We start from the raw sequence: 18,400 nt of genomic DNA on the forward strand, positions 1-18,400 counted from the left end.
CGGACCGGACCGGGACCGGGACCGGGACCGGCCTCAGGACGGGCTCAGACCAGGCCCTGGCGTACCGCGTGGGCGACCGCGTGGGCGCGGTTGCGGGCCTGGAGCCGGGTCATCAGCTCGTAGATGACGTTCTTGACGGTGTGTTCGGAACAGTGGAGGAGCAGCGCGATGTCCGCGTTGCCGTGGCCCTCGGCCATCAGCCGCAGGACGGACGTCTGCCGTGCGGTCAGGGCCGGCATCCCCCGGCGCGTCGGACCGTCGGACGTACGACCGCCGGTGCTCAGCACCCCGGACAACTCCGGGTAGGGGATGCTCGGATGGGGGTGCGCGGCCCGGTGGACGGCCCTGAGCAGGCTCTCCTCGGCCAGTTCGGCCGCGCCGATCACGACCGCTCCCGCGCGCAGGATCCGCCGCCGCCCCTCGGGGGCGACGCTGTCGCAGACGAACAGGAGGGGTCCGTGCGGGCGCGGCGCGCGCAAGGCCTGGTCCGCGTCGGCGGCGACGATCACGGTGACCGTGACGCAGGAGGCCGGCTCGTCGGCGGCGGACCGGAGTCCGGCGCGTTCGGCGAGCGCGCGGACCCGCTCCGCGCCCGGCGCCGGCACGATGCGCACCACGACGGCGGGGGCGGCCGTGGCCGTGGCGCCGGAGGACGCGGCGATGACGGGCGGCGCCGTCAGGGTGGCGGTCACAGCAGACCCGCCCGGAGCGCGTAGGCGACCGCGTGGGCGCGGTTGCGCAGCCGGAAGCGCCGGGTGATGTCGTGCACGACGGTGGTCACGGTGCGCGGCGAGTAGGCGAGCCGCCGGGCGATCTCCGCCGTCTCGTGGCCGTCGGCCACCAGGCGCAGCACCGACCGTTCCCGCTCGGAGAGCATGCCCTCGCTCCAGCCGCCGCCGGAGCCGCGCACGGGAGCCTCCGGTTGGTCCAGCAGTTCCTCCAGCAGGCCGGGTGGCAGGGTGCAGTCGTCGCGCGCGGCGGCCAGCACCGCGTGGGCGAGGCGGGAGGCGTCGGCCTCGCGGCGCAGCAGCAGGCCCCGGGCTCCGGCGGCGAGCGCGTGCAGGACGTCTCCGGAGGCGAGTGCGCCCGCGACCAGGACGACGGCGGGGCGGTGGGGCTGGGTGCGGGTGGCGCGCACCATGTCCAGCTCGGCGGGGCCGAGGCGGTCGACGGTGAGGACGGCGACCCGCGCGTCGGCGGGCTCGCACACGGTCAGTTCGGGCCGGACGAGCAGGGTCGCGCGGATGCCCGCCTCCAGCACCGGGTCGAGTGCGACCACACTCACGGGTACGGGTGCTCCCATCTGCTGCTCCTTGGAGGTTCGTGCGCCCCTTCGACTGAGCGGGCGGGTCTGGCGTGGGGACTGGGGACACCGTGCCTTCCCCATGACCGCCGGGGCATCGGTAGACGGACCCCCAGATTTGCGCGCCGGGCGCGTCCGGGCGCCCGGGTCGTGGGGGTGGGGCGGTCGCTCGGGCGGGGCGACGGCCCGGTGCGGACCCGGCCGGCGGCGCCGACAGGCCCTCCCGGGGGTGGGCGACCGACCGTCTGGGGGTAGGGGCCCGACCATCGGGGGGTGGGCAACCGTCCCTCTGGGGGTGGGCGACCGACCATCGGGGGTGGACGACCACCCCTCTGGGGGTGGGCGACCGTCCCCCTGCGGGCGGGCATGGGGAGGCGCCCCCACCCGGGCGCCCGTCCCCTGCCCGCACGGCCCGGCGCACCAGCGGTCCGCGCGTCATACGTACCCATGGGGGGATGCCCTCCCACCTGCGGTTTTCTCCCGCCGTCCCCCATGCCCCCACCCCTGGGGAACGGCCGGGGAGAATATGGGGGACGGTTACCCATGTGGGGGGCGGGGGAGGTCTGCGACCTTCTTCTCGTGACCGACACAGCCAGCCTCCCGACTCCCCGGATCACCGGACTCCCCGCCACCTGGTGGGCCCCGGCGCTGACCCTCACGGAGCGGCTCGCCGCCCCCGGGCTCCCCGGGCCGGCCGCCGCGACCGGCGCCGCCGGGCCGCTGCCCTGGGCGGTGGGCGACGCCGAGGGCTTCGCCCTCCGGCTGGACCGGCTGGGTGTGGACGACGCCACGGCGGCGGCCCTGGCCGCCGAGCCCGCCGGGCGTCTGGCTGAGCGGGCCGTCGAGCCCGACTGGGTGTCCTACGCGGAGGAGGTGCTGGCCGCGGCCCCCGAGGGACTCCCGGAGGTCGAGGCCGAGGTCCAGGCCGACGGCGAGGGTCCCGACGCTTTCGCGCCGGCCGTGCGCCCGCTGGTCGCCGTGGCCTCCGCCCGTCTGGCGGACCGGATGGCCGGCGTCCCGGACGCCGAGGCCACCGTGTGGCGGGACGCGTTCACCCGCCGTCTGACCCACCAGCTGGTCCGGCTCGCCGCCCGCACGCTGGCCCAGGAGCTGCACCGGGCCCGGCGCTCCGGACGCCTGGCGGGGGCCGGCCCGCGCGAGCGGTTCGCCTTCTTCGCCGCGACGGCCGGCACCCGGCGGGGACTGTCGAACCTGTTCACCGCCTACCCGGTCCTGGCGCGGATGCTGAGCCGGACCGCGCTGGACGCGACGGAGGCCGCCGCCGAACTCGTCGCCCGCTTCCGGTCCGACCGCGCCGACCTGGTCGCCGACCTCCTCGACGGCCGGACGCCGGGCCCGCTGGTCCGCGTCGACCTCGGCCGCGGCGACGCCCACCAGGGCAACCGGTCGGTGGCGATCCTGCGCTTCGCGGACGGCCGCCGCCTCGTCCACAAGCCCCGTCCGCTCGACCAGCACGCCCTCCTCGACGACCTGGTGTCCTGGCTCAACGCGAAGGTCCCCGGCCTGGGGCTGCGCACCCCGCGCACGCTGCGCCGGGAGTCCCACGGCTGGCTGGAGTTCGTCGAGCACCGCTGGTGCTCCTCGGTCACCGAGACCGACGCCTTCTACCGCCGCCAAGGCGCCCTGCTGGCCCTGCTGTACGCGGTGGACGGCGCCGACATGCACTACGAGAACGTCATCGCCCACGGTGACCAGCCGGTCCTGGTGGACGCCGAGACGCTGCTGCACACCGGCCTCGGCCAGGCCCTCACGGCGGGCGCCGACCCGGCGGCTGACGCGCTGGCCGCCTCCGTCCACCGCACCTGCCTGCTCCCGCACCTGCTCATCGGCGAGCACGGCGCGCTGGACATCTCCGCGCTCGGCCGGGACACCGACGGCACCTTCCCCAGCGAGGGTCTGCGCTGGGAGGACTCCGGACTGGACACGATGCGGGCGGTGCGCGGGCTGCTGGCCAGCCCCGCCGCCCAGAACCACCCGCTGCCGCAGGGCACTTCGCTCTCCGGCGCCGACCACACGGCGGCCCTGCTGGAGGGGTTCCGCGCCGCCTACGCGGCGATCGCCGCCCACCGCGGCGAACTGCTCGGCGAGGACGGCCCGTTGTCCCGCTGGGGTGACCGTCCGGCCCGGCTCATCACCCGTGCGACCCGGCTGTACGCCACCCTGCTGGAGGAGTCCACCCACCCCGCGCTGCTGGGCGACGCCCTGGCCCGGGAAGGGGTGTTCGCGGTGCTGTGGTCGGAGTCCGCGCAGGACCCGGCGCGCGAGCGGCTCGCCGAGCACGAGACGGCGGCGCTGTGGCGCGGTGACGTCCCCTTCTTCACCCACCGGCCCACCGGCACGGCGGTGATCGCCGACGACGGGGCCCTGCTGCCCGGTCTCCTGCCGGTGGCCGCCGTGGCCGCGGTGCGCGAGAAGATCGGCCGCATGGAAGAGGTCGACTGCCTCGACCAGGAATGGATCATCTCGGCCACTCTCGCGGTGCGCGGGGCGGGTGCACCGCTGGACCGCCCCCGGTCGGAGCTCGCGCCGGCCCCCGTGCCGCCGGTGGAGCCGGAACCGTCCCGGCTGCTGGCCGCCGCCTGCGGGATCGCCGACGAGATCGTGGCCCGCTCGGTCCGCGGCGGCGACCGCACCAACTGGATCGGTCTGGAGCGGGTGTCGGGCGACCACTGGGCCGTCCTGCCGATGGGGGCGGGCCTGGCCCAGGGCTACTGCGGAGTCGCCCTGTTCCTGGCCCACACCGAGGCCCTCACCGGCTCGGGACGCTACGGCGCGGCGGCCCGCGAGGCGGTGCGTCCGCTGCCGGCCCTGCTCAAGGCGCTCGCCGAGGACCCCGAGCTGAGCGCGGCCGCCGGCCCCGGCGCCTACGACGGACTCGGCGGGATCGTGTACGCCCTGGTCCGGCTGGCGGGGCTCCTCGACGAGGGACTGCGGGCGTGTCTGCCGGACGCGCTCACCGCCCTCGGGCACGCGGTGGCGGCCTGCGCCGACCCCGGTCTGGCCCAGGGGCGGGCGGGAGCCCTGGCCGCCGCGGTCGCCGCGTACGAGGCCACCGGTGACCCGGCGGCGCTGCGGCTGGCCGACCGGATCGCGGATCTGCTGCCGGGGGCACGGCCGGAGGGCCCGGTCACGTCCGCCGTGACCGGTTCCGACGCCCCGTCGTCCGCAGGGCTCGCCGACGGCGCCGCCGGCATCGCCTGGGCGCTGCGGCGCTACGCGGACCACCGTCCCGAGCGTGCCGCCCGCGCCCGGCGCACGGCCGACGCCCTGCTCGACTCCGGTGCGCACCACGGCGATCCGGCGGACCTGACCTGGTCGCACGGGCTGGCCGGACGGGCCGCCACCGGGCTGCCGGACCCGGCCGGACGGCCGGACGACACCCGCCCGTCCGAAGCCTCCGTCCGGCTCGCGGGCGCTCCCGTCGGCCCCGACCTCAGCCTCGCCCAGGGCGTCCTCGGCCGGCTGGAGGCCCTGACCGTCCTGGCAGAACAGGGCGACGGCACGGCCCGTTCGGCGCTGCGACGGCACACCGGTCACGTCCTCGCCCTCGTCGAGGCACAGGGCCACCGCTGCGCCACCCCCGACCACGTCCCCTCCCCCGGGCTGATGACCGGCCTCGCCGGCATCGGCTACGGACTGCTCCGCCTGGCCCACCCCGGGACCGTCCCGTCGGTCCTGCTCCTGCACCACCCGGACCACTGACCCGCCCCGGCCACCGACCCATCCGCACCGGACCTTCGGCGCCACCCGCACCACCCGCACCGCCCGCACCACCCGCACCCGCTCGTCAGCACCACGGCACCTCCCCGCATCCGAACCCGCGCGCCCCGCACGGGACACCAGAAGGGACCACCGTCATGGACCAGCACCTCGCCGCCGACTCCACCGAGTTCACCGCCGTCGAGTCCGCCGAGTCCGCGCACACCGAGCGGGACGCCGCGGGCGGCATCGCCCTCTCCGGTCGCAACCGCGCCTGCGCCCGCGCCCGTGTGCTGGCCGGCATGGTCCTCACCAGCGGCATCGTCATCACGCTGAGCAGCCTGGACACCTCGGTCTCCGGCCCCGCCTGACCGGCGACGACCGGCCGCGAGGCGTGACGGCGCGGGCCCGCTGGTGCGGGCCCGCGCCGGTGCGTCGCCGGACGGCCGGCGAGCGATCGCCGGACGGCCGGCGGCGCTCACCGACCGGTAAACCGTGCGGGCGCTGCCCGGTAACCGTGCGGGCGCCGGCCGGCTGTCGTCCGGGCCCGCCCGACTCCCCTCGGCACACGCGCGGTTGCTCCCGGTCCCGGCGCGACCTGCCCCCGGCCGACTCGGCCGATTATCATCAGCGTTCATGCGTCCCCCTACGCCTTCCCTGGTCGGGCGAGACCCCCAACTCACGCAGCTCGAGCGCTCCCTGGTCGTCGCCAGGCAGGGCATGGGCAGCGTCGTCTTCCTGGTCGGCGAGGCCGGGGTCGGCAAGTCCCGGCTCGCGGCGGAGGCGGTGGGCCAGGCCGTGGGCTCCGGAATGCGGGTGCTGCGCGGCCGGAGCAGCACCACCGGTCCCGCCGTGCCGTTCCGGCCGCTCACCGAGGCGCTGATGTCGCTGTTCCGCGGCGGCGATCCCCTGGACGACCTCGCGCTCGGCCCCTACCGTCCGGTGCTGGGGCGGCTGATCCCGGACTGGGACACCGGGGAACGCGACAGCAGTTCCATGGTCATCCTCGGCGAGGCCGTGCTGCGGCTGCTCATCGCGGCCGGACGCGGCCGGGGGCAGCTGCTGCTCCTGGAGGACCTGCACGACGCCGACCCCGAGACGCTCGGTGTCCTGGAGTACCTGGTCGACAACCTGGCCTACACGCCCGTGCTCCTGGTGGCGACCGTGCGCACCGACATCAGCGACGCGCTGGACCTCGCTCAGTCCGCCCGCCGTCGCGGGGCGGCCACCGTGGTGGAACTGCCGCCGCTGACCCGTCCGCAGGTGCACGAGGTGATCGCCGCCCAGCTCGGCGTGGACGGCCCCGACGACGTCCCCGCCGAGGTCCTGGACCGGCTGTGGGAGGACAGCGCGGGCAGCCCCTACCTCGTCGAGGAACTGCTCCAGTCCATGATCGGCTCCGGCGCCCTGGTGCAGGGTCCCGGTGGCTGGCATGCCGTCGGCGACCTGCGCCGTGACGTTTCCTCGACGCTGGCGCGCGGCATCCTGCGCCGGATCGACCGGCTCGGCGCGCAAGGGCTGACGCTGCTGTCGGCCGCCGCGGTCCTGGGCCGCCGCTTCCCCCTCTCGGTGCTCCAGCGCGTCACCGGGGTCGACGACCGGACCCTGCTCGGCCATCTCCACGCCGGCGTCGCAGCCCGCCTGGTGGTCCCCGACGAACCCGCGCCCGACTGGTACTCCTTCCGCCACTCCCCCACGCTGGAGGCCCTGTTCACGCAGATGACGCCGGGCCAGCGCGCGGAGCTGGCCCGGCGGGGCGCCCAGGCCGTGGAAGAGCTGCACCCGGCGCTGGAGGGCGACTGGTGTGCGCTGGCGGCCGGTCTGCGCTGCGAGGCCGGCGACCGGGTCGAGGCAGGGCTGCTCTACGCCGACGCCGGTGGCCGTGCCCTGGCGGCGGGCGCCCTGAGCTCGGCGGTGACCCTGCTCAGCCGGGCCGAGTCGCTGCTCGCCGAGGGGGGCGATCCGCAGGCGCGGGCCGCCGCCCTGGAGAACCTGCTCCCCGCGCTCGCCGAGGCCGGTGACTTCGCCCGCGCCTTCGACCTGGTCGACGACCTGCACGCGCTCGGCGGAGAGGGGCTGAGCCCCGTCCGGCTGGCGACGCTGCACGCCCGGCTGGCCAAGGTGGCGCACACGGCGGGCCGGTGGAGCGACGGCAACCGGCAGGTCGCCCGCGCCCGCGAGGTGCTGGCGGGCACCCCCGACGAGGCCGCCGCGGCGGCCGTGGACGTCACCGCCGCCTACCTCGCCCTGGACACCCCCGGCCCCGACCGGACCCAGCACGCGGAGAAGCTGGCGCGTTCCGCCGCCGACACGGCCGAGCGCCACGGGCTGCCGGTCGTCGCCTGCCAGGCGTGGGAACTGCTCGCCACGGTCGCCCGCGAACGGGACCCGCAGGAGTCGGAGGCCATGCTCGGACAGGCGATGTCCGCCGCCGAGCGGCACCGGCTGCCGTTGCAGCGCATGTACGCGGCGACCCGCATGGGCGGCAACGCCTGGCTCGCCGAGGGAGACACCGGCGGGCTGGTGTCGGCCCGCGAGGAGGCGTTGCGGCTGGGCTCGGTGAACATCGTGCACACCGTCGACGGCATCCTCGTCCTGGACGCCGTGCTGCGCGGTCAGGACGGCGCGGCGCGCGAGGCCGCCGCGGAGTGCCTGGCCGTCGTACGCCGGCTGCGGCTGGCCCCGGCCGTGCGGTACGTGCTGATGGCGCAGGCCACGCTGGAGGCCCACCGCGGCGACCGGCAGGCGATGGAGGCGACGCTGGCGGCGTTCACCGAGTGGGACGGCGCCGGTTCGCAGGAGGAGCCGCTCACCAGGGGTCTGGCGGGCGCGTTCTGCGCGCTGCTCGAGGAGAACCGGGAGCTGGCCCGCCAGGAGTTGGTGGCGGTCAAGGCCATGGAGGCGGACAACCCCTCCACGTACCACCTCGGCGGCACCCATGGACTGGGGCTCCTGCTGGACGTGCTCGAAGGCGGCGCCGGCCGGGCCCACCACGCGGAGATCACGGCGACGGCGAAGGCCCGCATGCGCTGGAACCGGCAGTTCGTCCACCTCGCCGAGGCCGTCCTGCTGGGCCGGGAGGGGGCCGGCGCGGACGCGGCGGCCGCCGTGGAGCGGGCGCTGGCGGTGGCCGAGCCGTATCCGCTGGCCCAGCACCTGGGGCTGCGGCTGATCGCGGACGCCGCGCACCAGGACGGCTGGGGGGACCCGGTGGGCTGGCTGCGGCGCGCCGAACACTGGTTCCACGAGCGGGACGTGGCGGCCGTCACCGGCGCCTGCCGGGCGGGGCTGCGCCGTCTGGGCGCCCCGGTGCACCAGCACCGCAGCGGCACCAGCGGCATTCCCGAGCAGCTGCGCACGCAAGGGGTGACGGTCCGGGAGTTCGACGTGTTCCGGCTGCTGGCGGAGCGGCTCAGCAACAAGGACATCGCGGACCGGCTGTTCATCTCGCCCCGGACGGCGGAGAAGCACATCGCCAGCCTGATCACCAAGACGGGGGCGGCCAACCGCGCGGACCTGTGCGCGCGGTCGGCCGCCCTGCGCTCGGGCTGAGCCGCCCGGGGCGGGTCTCAGCGCATCTCCCGCACCGCCCGTGATCCGAGCACCGCGAGCCCGGTGACCGCGAGGACCGCGGCCACCACCCCGAACAGGGCGAGGTGTCCCGTCCCGGCCAGGGCGCCGCACAGGATCAGCGACAGGGGGGCGGCGGCGTAGCCGAGGACCATGTCGACGGAGACGACACGGGTGAGGACGTCCTGCGGGATGTTGCGCTGGATCCAGCTCAGTCCGAACACGCCCTGGTAGCCGATGGCGAAGCCCATGGCGAGGACGGTCGCGACGACGACCGGCGTGCTGTCGGCGAACCCGAGGACGGCCATCCCGGCGCCCAGCCAGCCGGCGAGGCCGGCGACCAGGAGCCCGACGCGGGGCCGTCCGCCGACCGCCCCGCCGACGAGGGTGCCGAGGACCGCGCCACCGGCCAGGGCGCCGTTGAGGACGCCGAGGGTGGCCGAGCCGCCGCGCAGCACCTGGTCGGCGAGGGTGGCGAAGCCGACCGTGAAGGGGCCCGCGTAACAGAAGTTGACCGCGGTGTCGAGGGCGACGATGGTGCGCAGACGCGGGTCGCGCAGGGTGAAGGTGACCCCTTCGCGGATGCGCGCGCCGAGGGAGGGGCCCTTCTCCCGCGGCGCGGCCTCCGGCGCGGCCTTGGGCGTGTCGGGCCGCGGGCGGGTGCGGATGCGGGCGACGCACAGTCCGCACAGGGCGAAGCAGACGGCGTCGACGAGGAAGGCGACCGGCGCCTCGGTGAGGGCGATGACGACACCGCCGACGGCGGGGCCGAGGACGGCGGCGGTGCGCGCGCCGGCACCGAGCAGGGCGTTGGCCGGGGCGAGCAGTTCCTCGTCGACGACCGACGGCAGGATGGAGACGCGGGCGGGCTGGAAGAAGGCGTCGACGGCGCCGAAGGCGGCGGCCGCCGCGCACAGCATCCACACGGTGAGGTGTCCGGTGAGTCCGGCGACGCCGACGGCGGCCATCAGGGCGGAGCGGGTCCAGCTGGAGGCCACCATGAGGGTGCGGGTGGACCAGGTGTCGCCGAGGGTGCCGCCGACCAGGGTGAGCAGGGCGCGGGGCACGGCCTGGAAGGCCAGGACGTAGCCCAGGGTGAGGGTGGAGCCGGTCAGGCTCAGGGTGATCCAGGAGAAGGCGACGACGCTGAATCCGTCGCCGAGCAGGGAGAGCGCCTGCCCCGTCCACAGCAGGCGGAACGAGCGGTGCCGGGCGGGCGCCCACAGCCGCGGGCGGTCCGCGGCGAGGGTCGTGGCCATGGGGGTGCCTCTCTTCGGGGACGTGTGCGGTCCGGTCAGTAGTGGACGGGCAGGGCGGTGAGGCTGCGGTTGAGCAGGGACGGCTGCCAGGAGAGCCGTGCGGGGTCGGCGAGGGCGAGGCCGGGCCGCTCGCACACGAGCGTGCGCACGGCGCACACGGCGACGAGGCGGGCGAGCGCGGCGCCGATGCAGAAGTGGGCGCCGAAGCCGAAGCCGAGGTGGGTCGCGCCGCTGCGGGTGACGTCGAAGCGGCCCGGGTCGGGGAAGCGGGCGGGGTCGCGGTTGGCGGCGGCGGTGACGAGGAAGATCCGGTCGCCCGCGCGCAGGGTGTGCCCGCCGAGCTCGAGGTCCTGGGCGGCGGTGCGGATGGACATCTTCGACGGCCCGTCCAGGCGCAACGTCTCCTCCACGGCGCCCTGGGCCAGGTCCGGTTCGGCGCGGACGGCGGCGAGCTGGTCGGGGCGGGTGTGCAGGGCCAGGACGGTGTTGGCGATGAGGTTGCTGGTGGTCTCCCCGCCGGCGAACGCCATCTGGGTGAGCATGCCGACGAACTCCTGCTCGCTGACGGTGTCGCCGACGCGGCCCTCGGCGAGGACCTGGCTGATGAGGTCGTCGCCGGGCTCGGCGCGCCGCCGTTCGACGAGCGCGCCGAGGTAGTCCTCAAGGCTCACCAGCGCCTGGAGGGAGGCCCGGTACTCGCTCTCCTCCTGGGCGGTGCCGAGCACGAGGTCGGCGACGCGGGCGTTCCAGTACCAGAAGGAGGGGCCGTCGGTGGGCGGGATGCCGAGCCAGCGGGCGAAGACGAGGGCGGGCAGCGGTTTGGCGACGTCGGCCATGAGGTCGCCGCTGTGGCCGGGCGGGGCCTTGCGGGTGAGGACGGCCCGGGTGACCTTCTCGGTGAAGGCGCTGTAGCGGGTGACGGCGCGGGCGGCGAAGGCCTCCTGGAAGACCTGGCGCAGCCGGCGGTGCTGGGGCGGGTCGTTGAAGACCATCCAGCGGGACAGGATGGAGAAGGCGCGCTCGGCGTCCTCGCGGGCTCCCTGCGGCACGGCGTCCATCAGGGGGCGGACCCGGTCGGCGGAGACGGCACGGTCGCGCAGGCAGCGCATGACCTCGTCGTAGCCGGTGACGAGCCAGGCGTGGTGGAGCGGGCTCCACTGCACGGGGTCGCTGTCGCGCAGGGCGTCGAGGTGGCCGTAGGGGGCGGCGACCAGGTCGGGGGCGAGGAGGTAGCGCTCGGTGGGGGCGGGGGCGAAGGTGGTCATCGGGCCTCTCCGGTCTCCAGGGCGGCGAGCAGGTCGGCGATGCCGGTGACCTGGGGCTCGGCCATCATCGACATGTGGTCGCCCTCGCTGATGTGCAGGGTGAGCCCGCCGCGCGCGGTGGCCCGCCAGCGTTCGACGTAGGTGTCGAAGTCGACGTCGAGGCCGGGCATCGGGACGCCGCGGGGCAGGTCGGCGGCCTCGCTGCCGACCACGAGGTGGAGGTGGCCGGGGTAGGGGCGGACCTCGTAGGCGGCGAGTGCGGCGAGCAGGGAGTGCCAGACCTCGATGGGGGCGCCTTCGACGAGGGCGGCCTCGGCCGGGCTCATGCCGGCGCCGAGGAGGGTGGCGGTGAGTTCGGCGACGGCGCGGTCGCGCTGCGGGGAGTCGGGCATCTCGCGCAGCCGGTCGCGCTGGCGCTGGGCCTCGCGCAGGTCGCGGGTGACGCCTTCGAGGCGGGCGCGGGCGGCGGGGTTGGGCAGGTAGGGCTCGATGAGGACGAGCGGGGCGACCGGGTGGCCGGACTGGTGCAGCTGGGTGGCCATCTCCAGGGCGATGTTGGCGCCCATGGACCAGCCGAGCAGGGCGTGCGGGCCGGGCGCCGCCCGGTCGGTGATCTCGGCGGCGTAGTTCGCGGCGATGCCGGTCACGGTGCTGGGGTCGACGCCGCCGAGCAGTCCGCGGGCCTGGAAGGCGTGGACGGGCCGGCCGGGCGGCAGGGCGCGGGCGAGCGGCACGAACCAGGCGGCGCTGCCGCCGGTGGGGTGCACGCACCACAGGGGTTCGCCGTCGCCCTCGCGCAGCCGCACCTCGGAGGTGACGGTCCGGGGCAGTCCGGCGCCGACCGCGCGGGTGGCGTGCGCGGCGAGACGGGCGAGGGTGGGGTGTTCGATCAGGTCGCCGACGGTGACGGGCAGTCCGCGTCCCGCCGCCATCAGGGACACCCGGACGGTGGACAGGGAGCTGCCGCCGATCCGGAAGAAGTCGTCGTGGACGCCGATGCGGGACAGGCCCAGCACCTCGCGCCAGATCTCGGCGAGGATCCGCTCGGCGGGAGTGGAGGGGGCGACGTACGCGGTCTCGTCCTGGTCGAGTTCGGCCGGCGGCAGGGGCAGCGCCCGCCGGTCGATCTTGCCGCTGCGGTTGACGGGCATCTCGTCGAGGAGGACGAAGCGCGAGGGCACCATGTAGCCGGGCAGTCCGGTGCGCAGGGCGCCGCGCAGGTCCTCCGGGGTGTGCCGGCCGCTGTCGTCGGTGACCAGGTAGGCGACGAGGGCGGGTTCGCCACCGGGCAGGTCGGTGCGGTGCAGGACGACGGCCTGGCGGACGCCGGGCAGTTGCCGCAGCGCGTGCTCGATCTCGCCGAGTTCGATGCGGAAACCGCGCAGCTTCACCTGGGCGTCGCGGCGGCCGAGCCATTCGACGGTGCCGTCCGGCCGGTAGGCGCCGAGGTCGCCGGTGCGGCACAGCCGCTCGCCGGGTGCTCCGTAGGGGTCGGGGACGTAGGTGGCGGCGGTGAGGCCGGGCCGGCCGAGGTAGCCGCGGCCGACGGCCCGTCCGCCGAGGTGGATCTCGCCGGGGACGCCGACCGGGACGGGCTGGAGGTCGTCGTCGAGGACGTGGACGCGGGTGTTGCGGATCGGGGTGCCGACGGGCGGCCGGCCCCGGCCGGGGGCGAGGTCGGCGGCGACGGACCACACGGTGGTCTCGGTGAGGCCGTAGACGTTCTGGAAGCGGCGGCCCCGTGACCAGCGGTCGGCGAGTTCGGCGGGGCAGGCCTCGCCCGCGACCTGGAGGACGCGCAGGTCGGGGAAGGTGTCCTCGCCGAGGACGGCCAGGGCGCTGGGCGGGAGCATGCCGCCGGTGACACGGGCCTCGCGCAGGGTGCGGGCCAGGTCGGGGCCGGGGCGCAGGTCCTCCTTGGGGGCGGTGACCAGGCGGCCGCCGTTGGCGAGGGACCAGGTCAGTTCCAGGATGGAGGCGTCGAAGCCGAAGGAGGCGAACTGCAGGACGCGGTCCTCGGGGGTGGGGTCGACCAGGTCGCGCTGGCCTTCGAGCATGTTGGACAGTCCGCCGTGCGCGATGGCGACGCCCTTGGGGACGCCGGTGGAGCCGGAGGTGTAGATCAGGTAGGCGAACGTGTCGGCGTCGGGCTCACGGCCGGGCACCGGTCCGACCGGCTCGGCGGGCACGTCCAGGTGGAGGGTGGGGCCGTCGAAGGGGACGGCGCCGTCCAGCGCGCGCTGGGTCAGCAGCACCCGCATACCGCTGTCCTCGGCCATGAACGCGAGGCGCTCGGTGGGGTGCTGGGGGTCCAGCGGGACGAAGGCGCCGCCGGAGCGCAGCACGCCGAGCGCGGCGCGGACCCAGTCCGGCCCCCGGTCGACGCAGATGCCGACGACGCTCTCGGGTCCGATGCCGAGCAACCGCAGGCGGCGGGCGATCTGTTCGGCCTGCTCGTGGAGCTCGGCGTAGGTCACGACCTGGCCGCGGTGCTCGACGGCGACCGCGTCCGGGGTGCGGGCGGCCCATCCGGCGACGTGCTCGTGGAACAGCAGCGGCGAGGAGGGCAGGTCCGGGCCCGCGGCCCACCCGAGGACCGTCTCACGGCCGGCGCCGGTGGCGGCGGGCCGGCGGATCCGGGCGTGCGGGTCGGCGGTCATGGCCTCGAGCTGGGCCACGAAGACGTCGGCGACCTGTTCGGCGGTGGCCGGGGCCACGTACGCGGGGTCGGCGTCGAGGGTGAAGGCGTTGACACTGGCGTTGACCAGCAGCGGGAACATGGTGCGGGCGATCTCCAGGGAGTCGTCCCAGGAGTCGTGCGCCAGGCGGTGGAAGTTGACGTAGTTGAAGACGGTGTCGGTCAGGTTCGGTTCGGTGGGCCGCAGTTGGGCGATACGGACGAGCGGGACCCGGCGGTGCGGCAGCATCTCCTGTTCGGCGCCGAACACGTCCCTCAGGTAGGTCAGCCAGTCGCCGCGCGGGCGCTCCACCCCGAAGGGCACGGTGTTCAGGAACAGTCCGCGCATCCGGTCGGCGCCGGGCACCTCGGGGCGGCCGTTGGTGACCAGGCCGATGCTGTGGCCCCGGACGCTGTCGTCGCGGTCGGCGAACAGGCTCATGGTGTGGTGGAAGGCGGCCAGCAGCACGGTGCGGCGGGGCACGCCCGCCTCCTTGGCGAGGCGTCCGATGCGTGTCGCGAGGTGGGCGTAGGAGCGGCGCACCTCGTGCACCGGCGGTCCGTCCACGGCGGCCGCGTCGGTGCGCCGGCGCAGGGTGACCGGGCGCAGCAGGGCGAGCCGGTCGCGCCAGTAGGCCAGGGAGTCCTCGTCGGCGAGCGCGGCCCGCTCCAGGGCGACGTACTCGGCGAAGGCCGGGACGCTCGGGGGGCGGGGCGTGGTGCGCCGGGTGACCGCCTCGCGGTGCAGGGCCAGCAGGTCGGCGACGAGGGAGGTCAGGCTCCAGCCGTCGAGGACGACGTGGCAGTCGGTGAGGACCAGGCGCAGGTCGTGGTCGGTGACGTGGTGCAGGTGGATGCGGACGAGGGGGGCGGTGGCGAGGTCGAAGCGGCGGTCGAACTCGGCGTCGACGAACCGGCGCAGCCGCTCGCGCTGCTCCTCGCGGGGCAGCCCGCGCAGATCGGTGTAGCCGACGGGCAGGTGCGCCGTGCGGTGGACGAGCTGGAGGGGTTCGCGGTGGCCGACGAGGTCGACGGAGGTCCGCAGGATCGGGTGGGCGGCGACGACGGCGTCGACGGCGGACTGGAACGCGGCGGCGTCGAAGCCCTCGGGGACGGTGATCTTCAGGTCGGTGACGTTGTGGTAGGCGCCGCGCCGGTGGTCGGCGAGCATCTCGTGGAGCATGCCGGCCTGGAGCATGGTGAGCGGGTAGGCGTCGGCGAGGCCGTCGGGCAGCCGGTCCCGGTCGGCGGGGTCGACGAGGGAGAACGGGGCGACCGGTTCGGGGGTGTCGGTGGCGTCGGTGACCAGCTCGGCGAGGTCGGCGAGGGTGCGGGCGCGGAAGACGTCGGCGACGGAGAAGCCGAGTCCGGCGAGCCGGCCGACGCCGACCAGGCGCAGGGCGAGGATGGAGTCGCCGCCGAGGTCGAAGAAGTTGTCGGTGCGGCCGACCCGTTCCACGCTCAGGACCTGCCCGAACACCTCCGCCAGGGCCTGCTCGGTCGGTCCCTGGGGGGCGACGTGCGCGGCGGAGGCCTGGGTGGTGGTGGGGCGCACGGCGGTCAGGGCGGCGCGGTCCACCTTGCCGTTGGCGGTCAGCGGCAGGCGCTCGTGGCGGACGAACAGGGCGGGGACCATGTACTCGGGCAGCGTCAGCCGCAGTCCCTCGCGCAGGGCGGGCGCGTCCAGGGGGCGGCCCTCGGGGGTGACGACGTGGGCGACGAGGCGGGCGGCGCCGCCGTCGCGCCGGGCCACCACGGCGGTGTCCGCGACGCCGGGCAGGGCGCGCAGGGCGGTCTCGATCTCGCCGGGCTCGATGCGGTAGCCGCGGATCTTGACCTGGTGGTCGGCGCGGCCGACGTAGGCGAGCTGTCCGTCGGGCAGGACGCGCACGAGGTCGCCGGTGCGGTACATGCGGGAGCCGGGGGTGCCGAAGGGGTCGTCGAGGAAGCGTTCCGCGGTCAGCTCGGGCCGGTTGCGGTAGCCGCGGGCCACTCCCCCGCCGGCCACGTGGAGTTCGCCGACGGTGCCGTGCGGGACGAGGCGTCCCCAGGCGTCCAGGACGTAGCCGTGGGCGGCGGTGAGCGGGTGGCCGACGGGTGAGCGGACGTCGCCGTGGACGTCGTCCTCGGTGATCGTGCGGATCGTGACGTGGACGGTGGTCTCGGTGATGCCGTACATGTTGACCAGCTCCGGCCGCGGCCCGGGGGCGGTGAACCAGTCGCGGTAGTCGCGCACGTCGAAGGCGTCGCCGCCGAAGACGACCGTCCGCAGGGCGAGGTCGGTGAAGTCGGCGCCGTCGCGGGCGAGGTGGGCACGCAGGCCCTTGAAGGCGGCCGGGGTCTGGTTGAGGACGGTGACGCCCTCCTCGCGCAGCACCCGGTGCACGGCGGCCGGGTCGCGCACCTCGTCCCCGGTGAGGACGACGACGCGTCCGCCGGTGGCGAGCGGGGCCCACAGCTCCCAGACGGAGAAGTCGAAGGCGGGCGAGTGCATCAGGGTCCACACGTCGGCGGGACCGAAGTCGAAGTGGTGGTCGGCGGCGCCCAGCAGCCAGGCCAGGTTGCCGTGGGTGATCTCCACGCCCTTGGGGCGGCCGGTCGAGCCGGACGTGTAGATGACGTAGGCGAGGTCGTCGTGGGCGGGGAGGACGTCGGCGGACGGCACGCCCTCTGCGGGGACGCCCTCCCCGGCGGTGCCCTGCGCCACGGAGTCCCGCTCGGCGAAGTCCCCCTCGGCGGAGCCCAGTTCCAGCAGCCGGACGGGCAGGCCCTCCACCGCGTCGCGGGTGGTCGCGTCGGTGACGATCAGCTCGATGCCGGAGTCGGTGACGGTGTACTCACGGCGCGCCCTGGGGTGCGTCGGGTCCAGCGGCAGGTAGGCGGCTCCGGCCCGCCAGACGGCCAGGAGGGCGACGGCGAGGTCGGGGGTGCGGTCCAGACAGACACCGACCAGGGCGCCCGGGGTGACGCCGGCAGCGCGCAGCCGCCGCGCCAACGCGCTCGCCCGTGCGTCGAGTTGGGCGTAGGTCAGGCTCCGGCCCGAGCCGGTGACGGCTCGCGCGTGGGGTGCGCGGACGATGTGTCCGGCGAGCCGCTCGGCGGCGGTGCGCGGCGGCGCCGCGGGCGTCTCGATCCTGCGGGCGGGGCCGTCCGGACCGAGCAGGCGGGCGCGTTCGGCGGCGGTGAGCGGGTCGACGGTGCTCAGGGGCGCGTCGGGGCGGCTGCGGAACGCCTCCAGGAAGGCCACGGTGTGCTGGGCCAGCGCGGCAACGGTCTCCTCCTCGAACAGGTCGGGGCGGTAGACGAAGGCGAGTTGGGTGCGCCCGTCGCCCTCGCGCAGGTCGAGGGTGAGGTCGAACTTCGCGGTGGTGAGCCCGATGCGGTACGGCGTGCCCTCGGCCTCCCCGAGGGCGAGCGTGCCCGCGCCGGTCTCGGTGTGCGTGTAGAGCACCTGCACCAGCGGGTTGCGGGCGAGGTCCCGTTCGGGGCTGAGGGCCTCGACGACCTTCTCGAAGGGCAGCGACTGGTGCGAGAACGCCTCCAGGACGCGGTCGCGGGTGCGGTCGAGGAGCGTGGCCGGGGACGGGTCGTCGGCGAAGTCACCACGCATCACCAGGGTGTTGACGAAGAACCCGACGAGCTGTTCCGTCTCGGCCCGCTCGCGGTTGGCGACGACGGTGCCGACGGCGATGTCGTGCTGTCCGCTGTGGAAGGCGAGCGCCGCCTGGAAGGCGGCGAGCACGGTCATGTAGGGCGTGGTCCCCGCGGTGCGGCCCAGGGCGGCGAGGCCGTCGGTCAGGGCGGCCGGCAGGGTGACGGTGTGGACGGCGCCGTGGCCGGCGGGCGTGTCGGGGCGCGGGTGGTCGGTGGGCAGGTCGAGCGGGGTCAGTCCGGCGAGCCGGGAGGTCCAGTGGTCCAGGGCCTCGCCCTGGTCGGCGGAGCGCTGCCAGAGGGCGTAGTCGGCGTAGTCCAGGGGCAGTTTGGGCAGTTCGGCGTCGCGGCCCTCGCGCCGGGCCCGGTACAGCTCGGCGAGGTCCCGCACGAGGACGTCGAGGGACCAGCCGTCGGAGACGATGTGGTGCATGGCGAGGACGAGGACGTGGTCGTCGTCGGCGGCGCGCACCAGGGTGGCCCGGAAGGCGGGTTCGCGGGCGAGGTCGAAGGGGCGCAGGGCGGCGGCGTGGACGGCGGCGTCCAATTGCCGGGCGGCGGCGTCGACGACGTCGAGCACCGCGTCGCCGGCCGGCAGGACGCGCTGGTACGGGACGCCCTCGTGCTCGGGGAAGACGACGCGCAGCTGCTCGTGCCGTACGACGAGGTCGGCGAGGGCGGCGCGCAGGGCCGGCAGGTCCAGGGGGCCGCGCAGCCGCCAGGCGGCGGGCAGCAGGTAGGTCGCGGCGCCGGGGTCCAGGCGGTCCAGGAAGTACAGGCGCTGCTGGGCCGGGGACAGTGGGGTCCGCTCCGGGCGGGGCCGGACGCGGACGGGGCCGTCGTCGCGGGCGGCCGAGCGGCCGCGCAGCCGCTGCTCCAGCAGTCGCCGGGCGGCCGGGGAGAGGCCACCGCCGGCGGGCTGGGGGCCGGGGCGCACGTCGGACGTGGTCATGAG

Annotated in this window: 8 protein-coding genes; 3 read left to right on the forward strand and 5 right to left on the reverse strand. The window is 75.8% G+C overall.

The genetic code is table 11. The features are described from left to right. Nucleotides 1-44: 44 nt before the first annotated feature. Together ACWD3O_RS15830 and ACWD3O_RS15835 are read right to left on the reverse strand one after the other, a co-directional pair. The gene (locus ACWD3O_RS15830) at nt 45-692 is read right to left on the reverse strand and encodes a response regulator transcription factor (protein WP_451408937.1); all 648 of its coding nucleotides are present in this window, start codon (nt 690-692) and stop codon (nt 45-47) included. Continuing rightward, on the reverse strand, nt 689-1,303 hold the full coding sequence (locus ACWD3O_RS15835; protein WP_451408938.1) for a LuxR C-terminal-related transcriptional regulator: 615 nt from the start codon (nt 1,301-1,303) through the stop codon (nt 689-691). The genes ACWD3O_RS15830 and ACWD3O_RS15835 overlap by 4 nt, the downstream gene beginning before the upstream one ends. Before the next feature lie 579 nt (nt 1,304-1,882). Here ACWD3O_RS15835 and ACWD3O_RS15840 point away from each other — a divergent pair. The 3 genes from ACWD3O_RS15840 (at nt 1,883) to ACWD3O_RS15850 (ending at nt 8,575) form a co-directional block, all read left to right on the forward strand. Then, the gene (locus ACWD3O_RS15840; RefSeq protein WP_451416243.1) at nt 1,883-5,026 is read left to right on the forward strand and encodes a type 2 lanthipeptide synthetase LanM family protein; all 3,144 of its coding nucleotides are present in this window, start codon (nt 1,883-1,885) and stop codon (nt 5,024-5,026) included. A gap of 155 nt (nt 5,027-5,181) precedes the next feature. Beyond that, a complete protein-coding gene (locus ACWD3O_RS15845; protein ID WP_451416244.1) occupies nt 5,182-5,394 on the forward strand; it encodes a hypothetical protein in 213 nt (70 codons plus the stop codon). Between the two features lie 265 nt (nt 5,395-5,659). Beyond that, complete coding sequence (locus tag ACWD3O_RS15850) at nt 5,660-8,575, forward strand: AAA family ATPase (protein WP_451416245.1); 2,916 nt, start codon at nt 5,660-5,662, stop codon at nt 8,573-8,575. Nucleotides 8,576-8,592: 17 nt separating this feature from the next. Here ACWD3O_RS15850 and ACWD3O_RS15855 read toward each other — a convergent pair whose 3' ends face one another. Genes ACWD3O_RS15855 through ACWD3O_RS15865 form a run of 3 tightly spaced genes read right to left on the reverse strand, consistent with a single transcriptional unit; the run spans nt 8,593 to nt 18,397 of the window. Beyond that, nucleotides 8,593-9,852 (reverse strand): MFS transporter, encoded by a 1,260-nt coding sequence (locus ACWD3O_RS15855; RefSeq protein WP_451408942.1) that lies wholly within the window; start codon nt 9,850-9,852, stop codon nt 8,593-8,595. Nucleotides 9,853-9,887: 35 nt separating this feature from the next. Next, nucleotides 9,888-11,117, reverse strand: coding sequence for a cytochrome P450 (locus tag ACWD3O_RS15860; RefSeq protein ID WP_451416246.1), 1,230 nt, complete (start codon nt 11,115-11,117; stop codon nt 9,888-9,890). Next, nucleotides 11,114-18,397 (reverse strand): amino acid adenylation domain-containing protein, encoded by a 7,284-nt coding sequence (locus ACWD3O_RS15865; RefSeq protein ID WP_451416247.1) that lies wholly within the window; start codon nt 18,395-18,397, stop codon nt 11,114-11,116. The genes ACWD3O_RS15860 and ACWD3O_RS15865 overlap by 4 nt, the downstream gene beginning before the upstream one ends. Nucleotides 18,398-18,400: the final 3 nt, after the last annotated feature.

This window comes from Streptomyces sp. NPDC002640 (assembly GCF_053592575.1).

Bases quoted from the DNA above. Each gene is read 5' to 3' on its own strand.
- ACWD3O_RS15845 (WP_451416244.1), top strand. From the start codon at position 5,182: ATGGACCAGCACCTCGCCGCCGACTCCACCGAGTTCACCGCCGTCGAG.
- ACWD3O_RS15860 (WP_451416246.1), bottom strand. From the start codon at position 11,117: ATGACCACCTTCGCCCCCGCCCCCACCGAGCGCTACCTCCTCGCCCCC.
- ACWD3O_RS15865 (WP_451416247.1), bottom strand. From the start codon at position 18,397: ATGACCACGTCCGACGTGCGCCCCGGCCCCCAGCCCGCCGGCGGTGGC.
- ACWD3O_RS15855 (WP_451408942.1), bottom strand. From the start codon at position 9,852: ATGGCCACGACCCTCGCCGCGGACCGCCCGCGGCTGTGGGCGCCCGCC.
- ACWD3O_RS15835 (WP_451408938.1), bottom strand. From the start codon at position 1,303: ATGGGAGCACCCGTACCCGTGAGTGTGGTCGCACTCGACCCGGTGCTG.
- ACWD3O_RS15850 (WP_451416245.1), top strand. From the start codon at position 5,660: ATGCGTCCCCCTACGCCTTCCCTGGTCGGGCGAGACCCCCAACTCACG.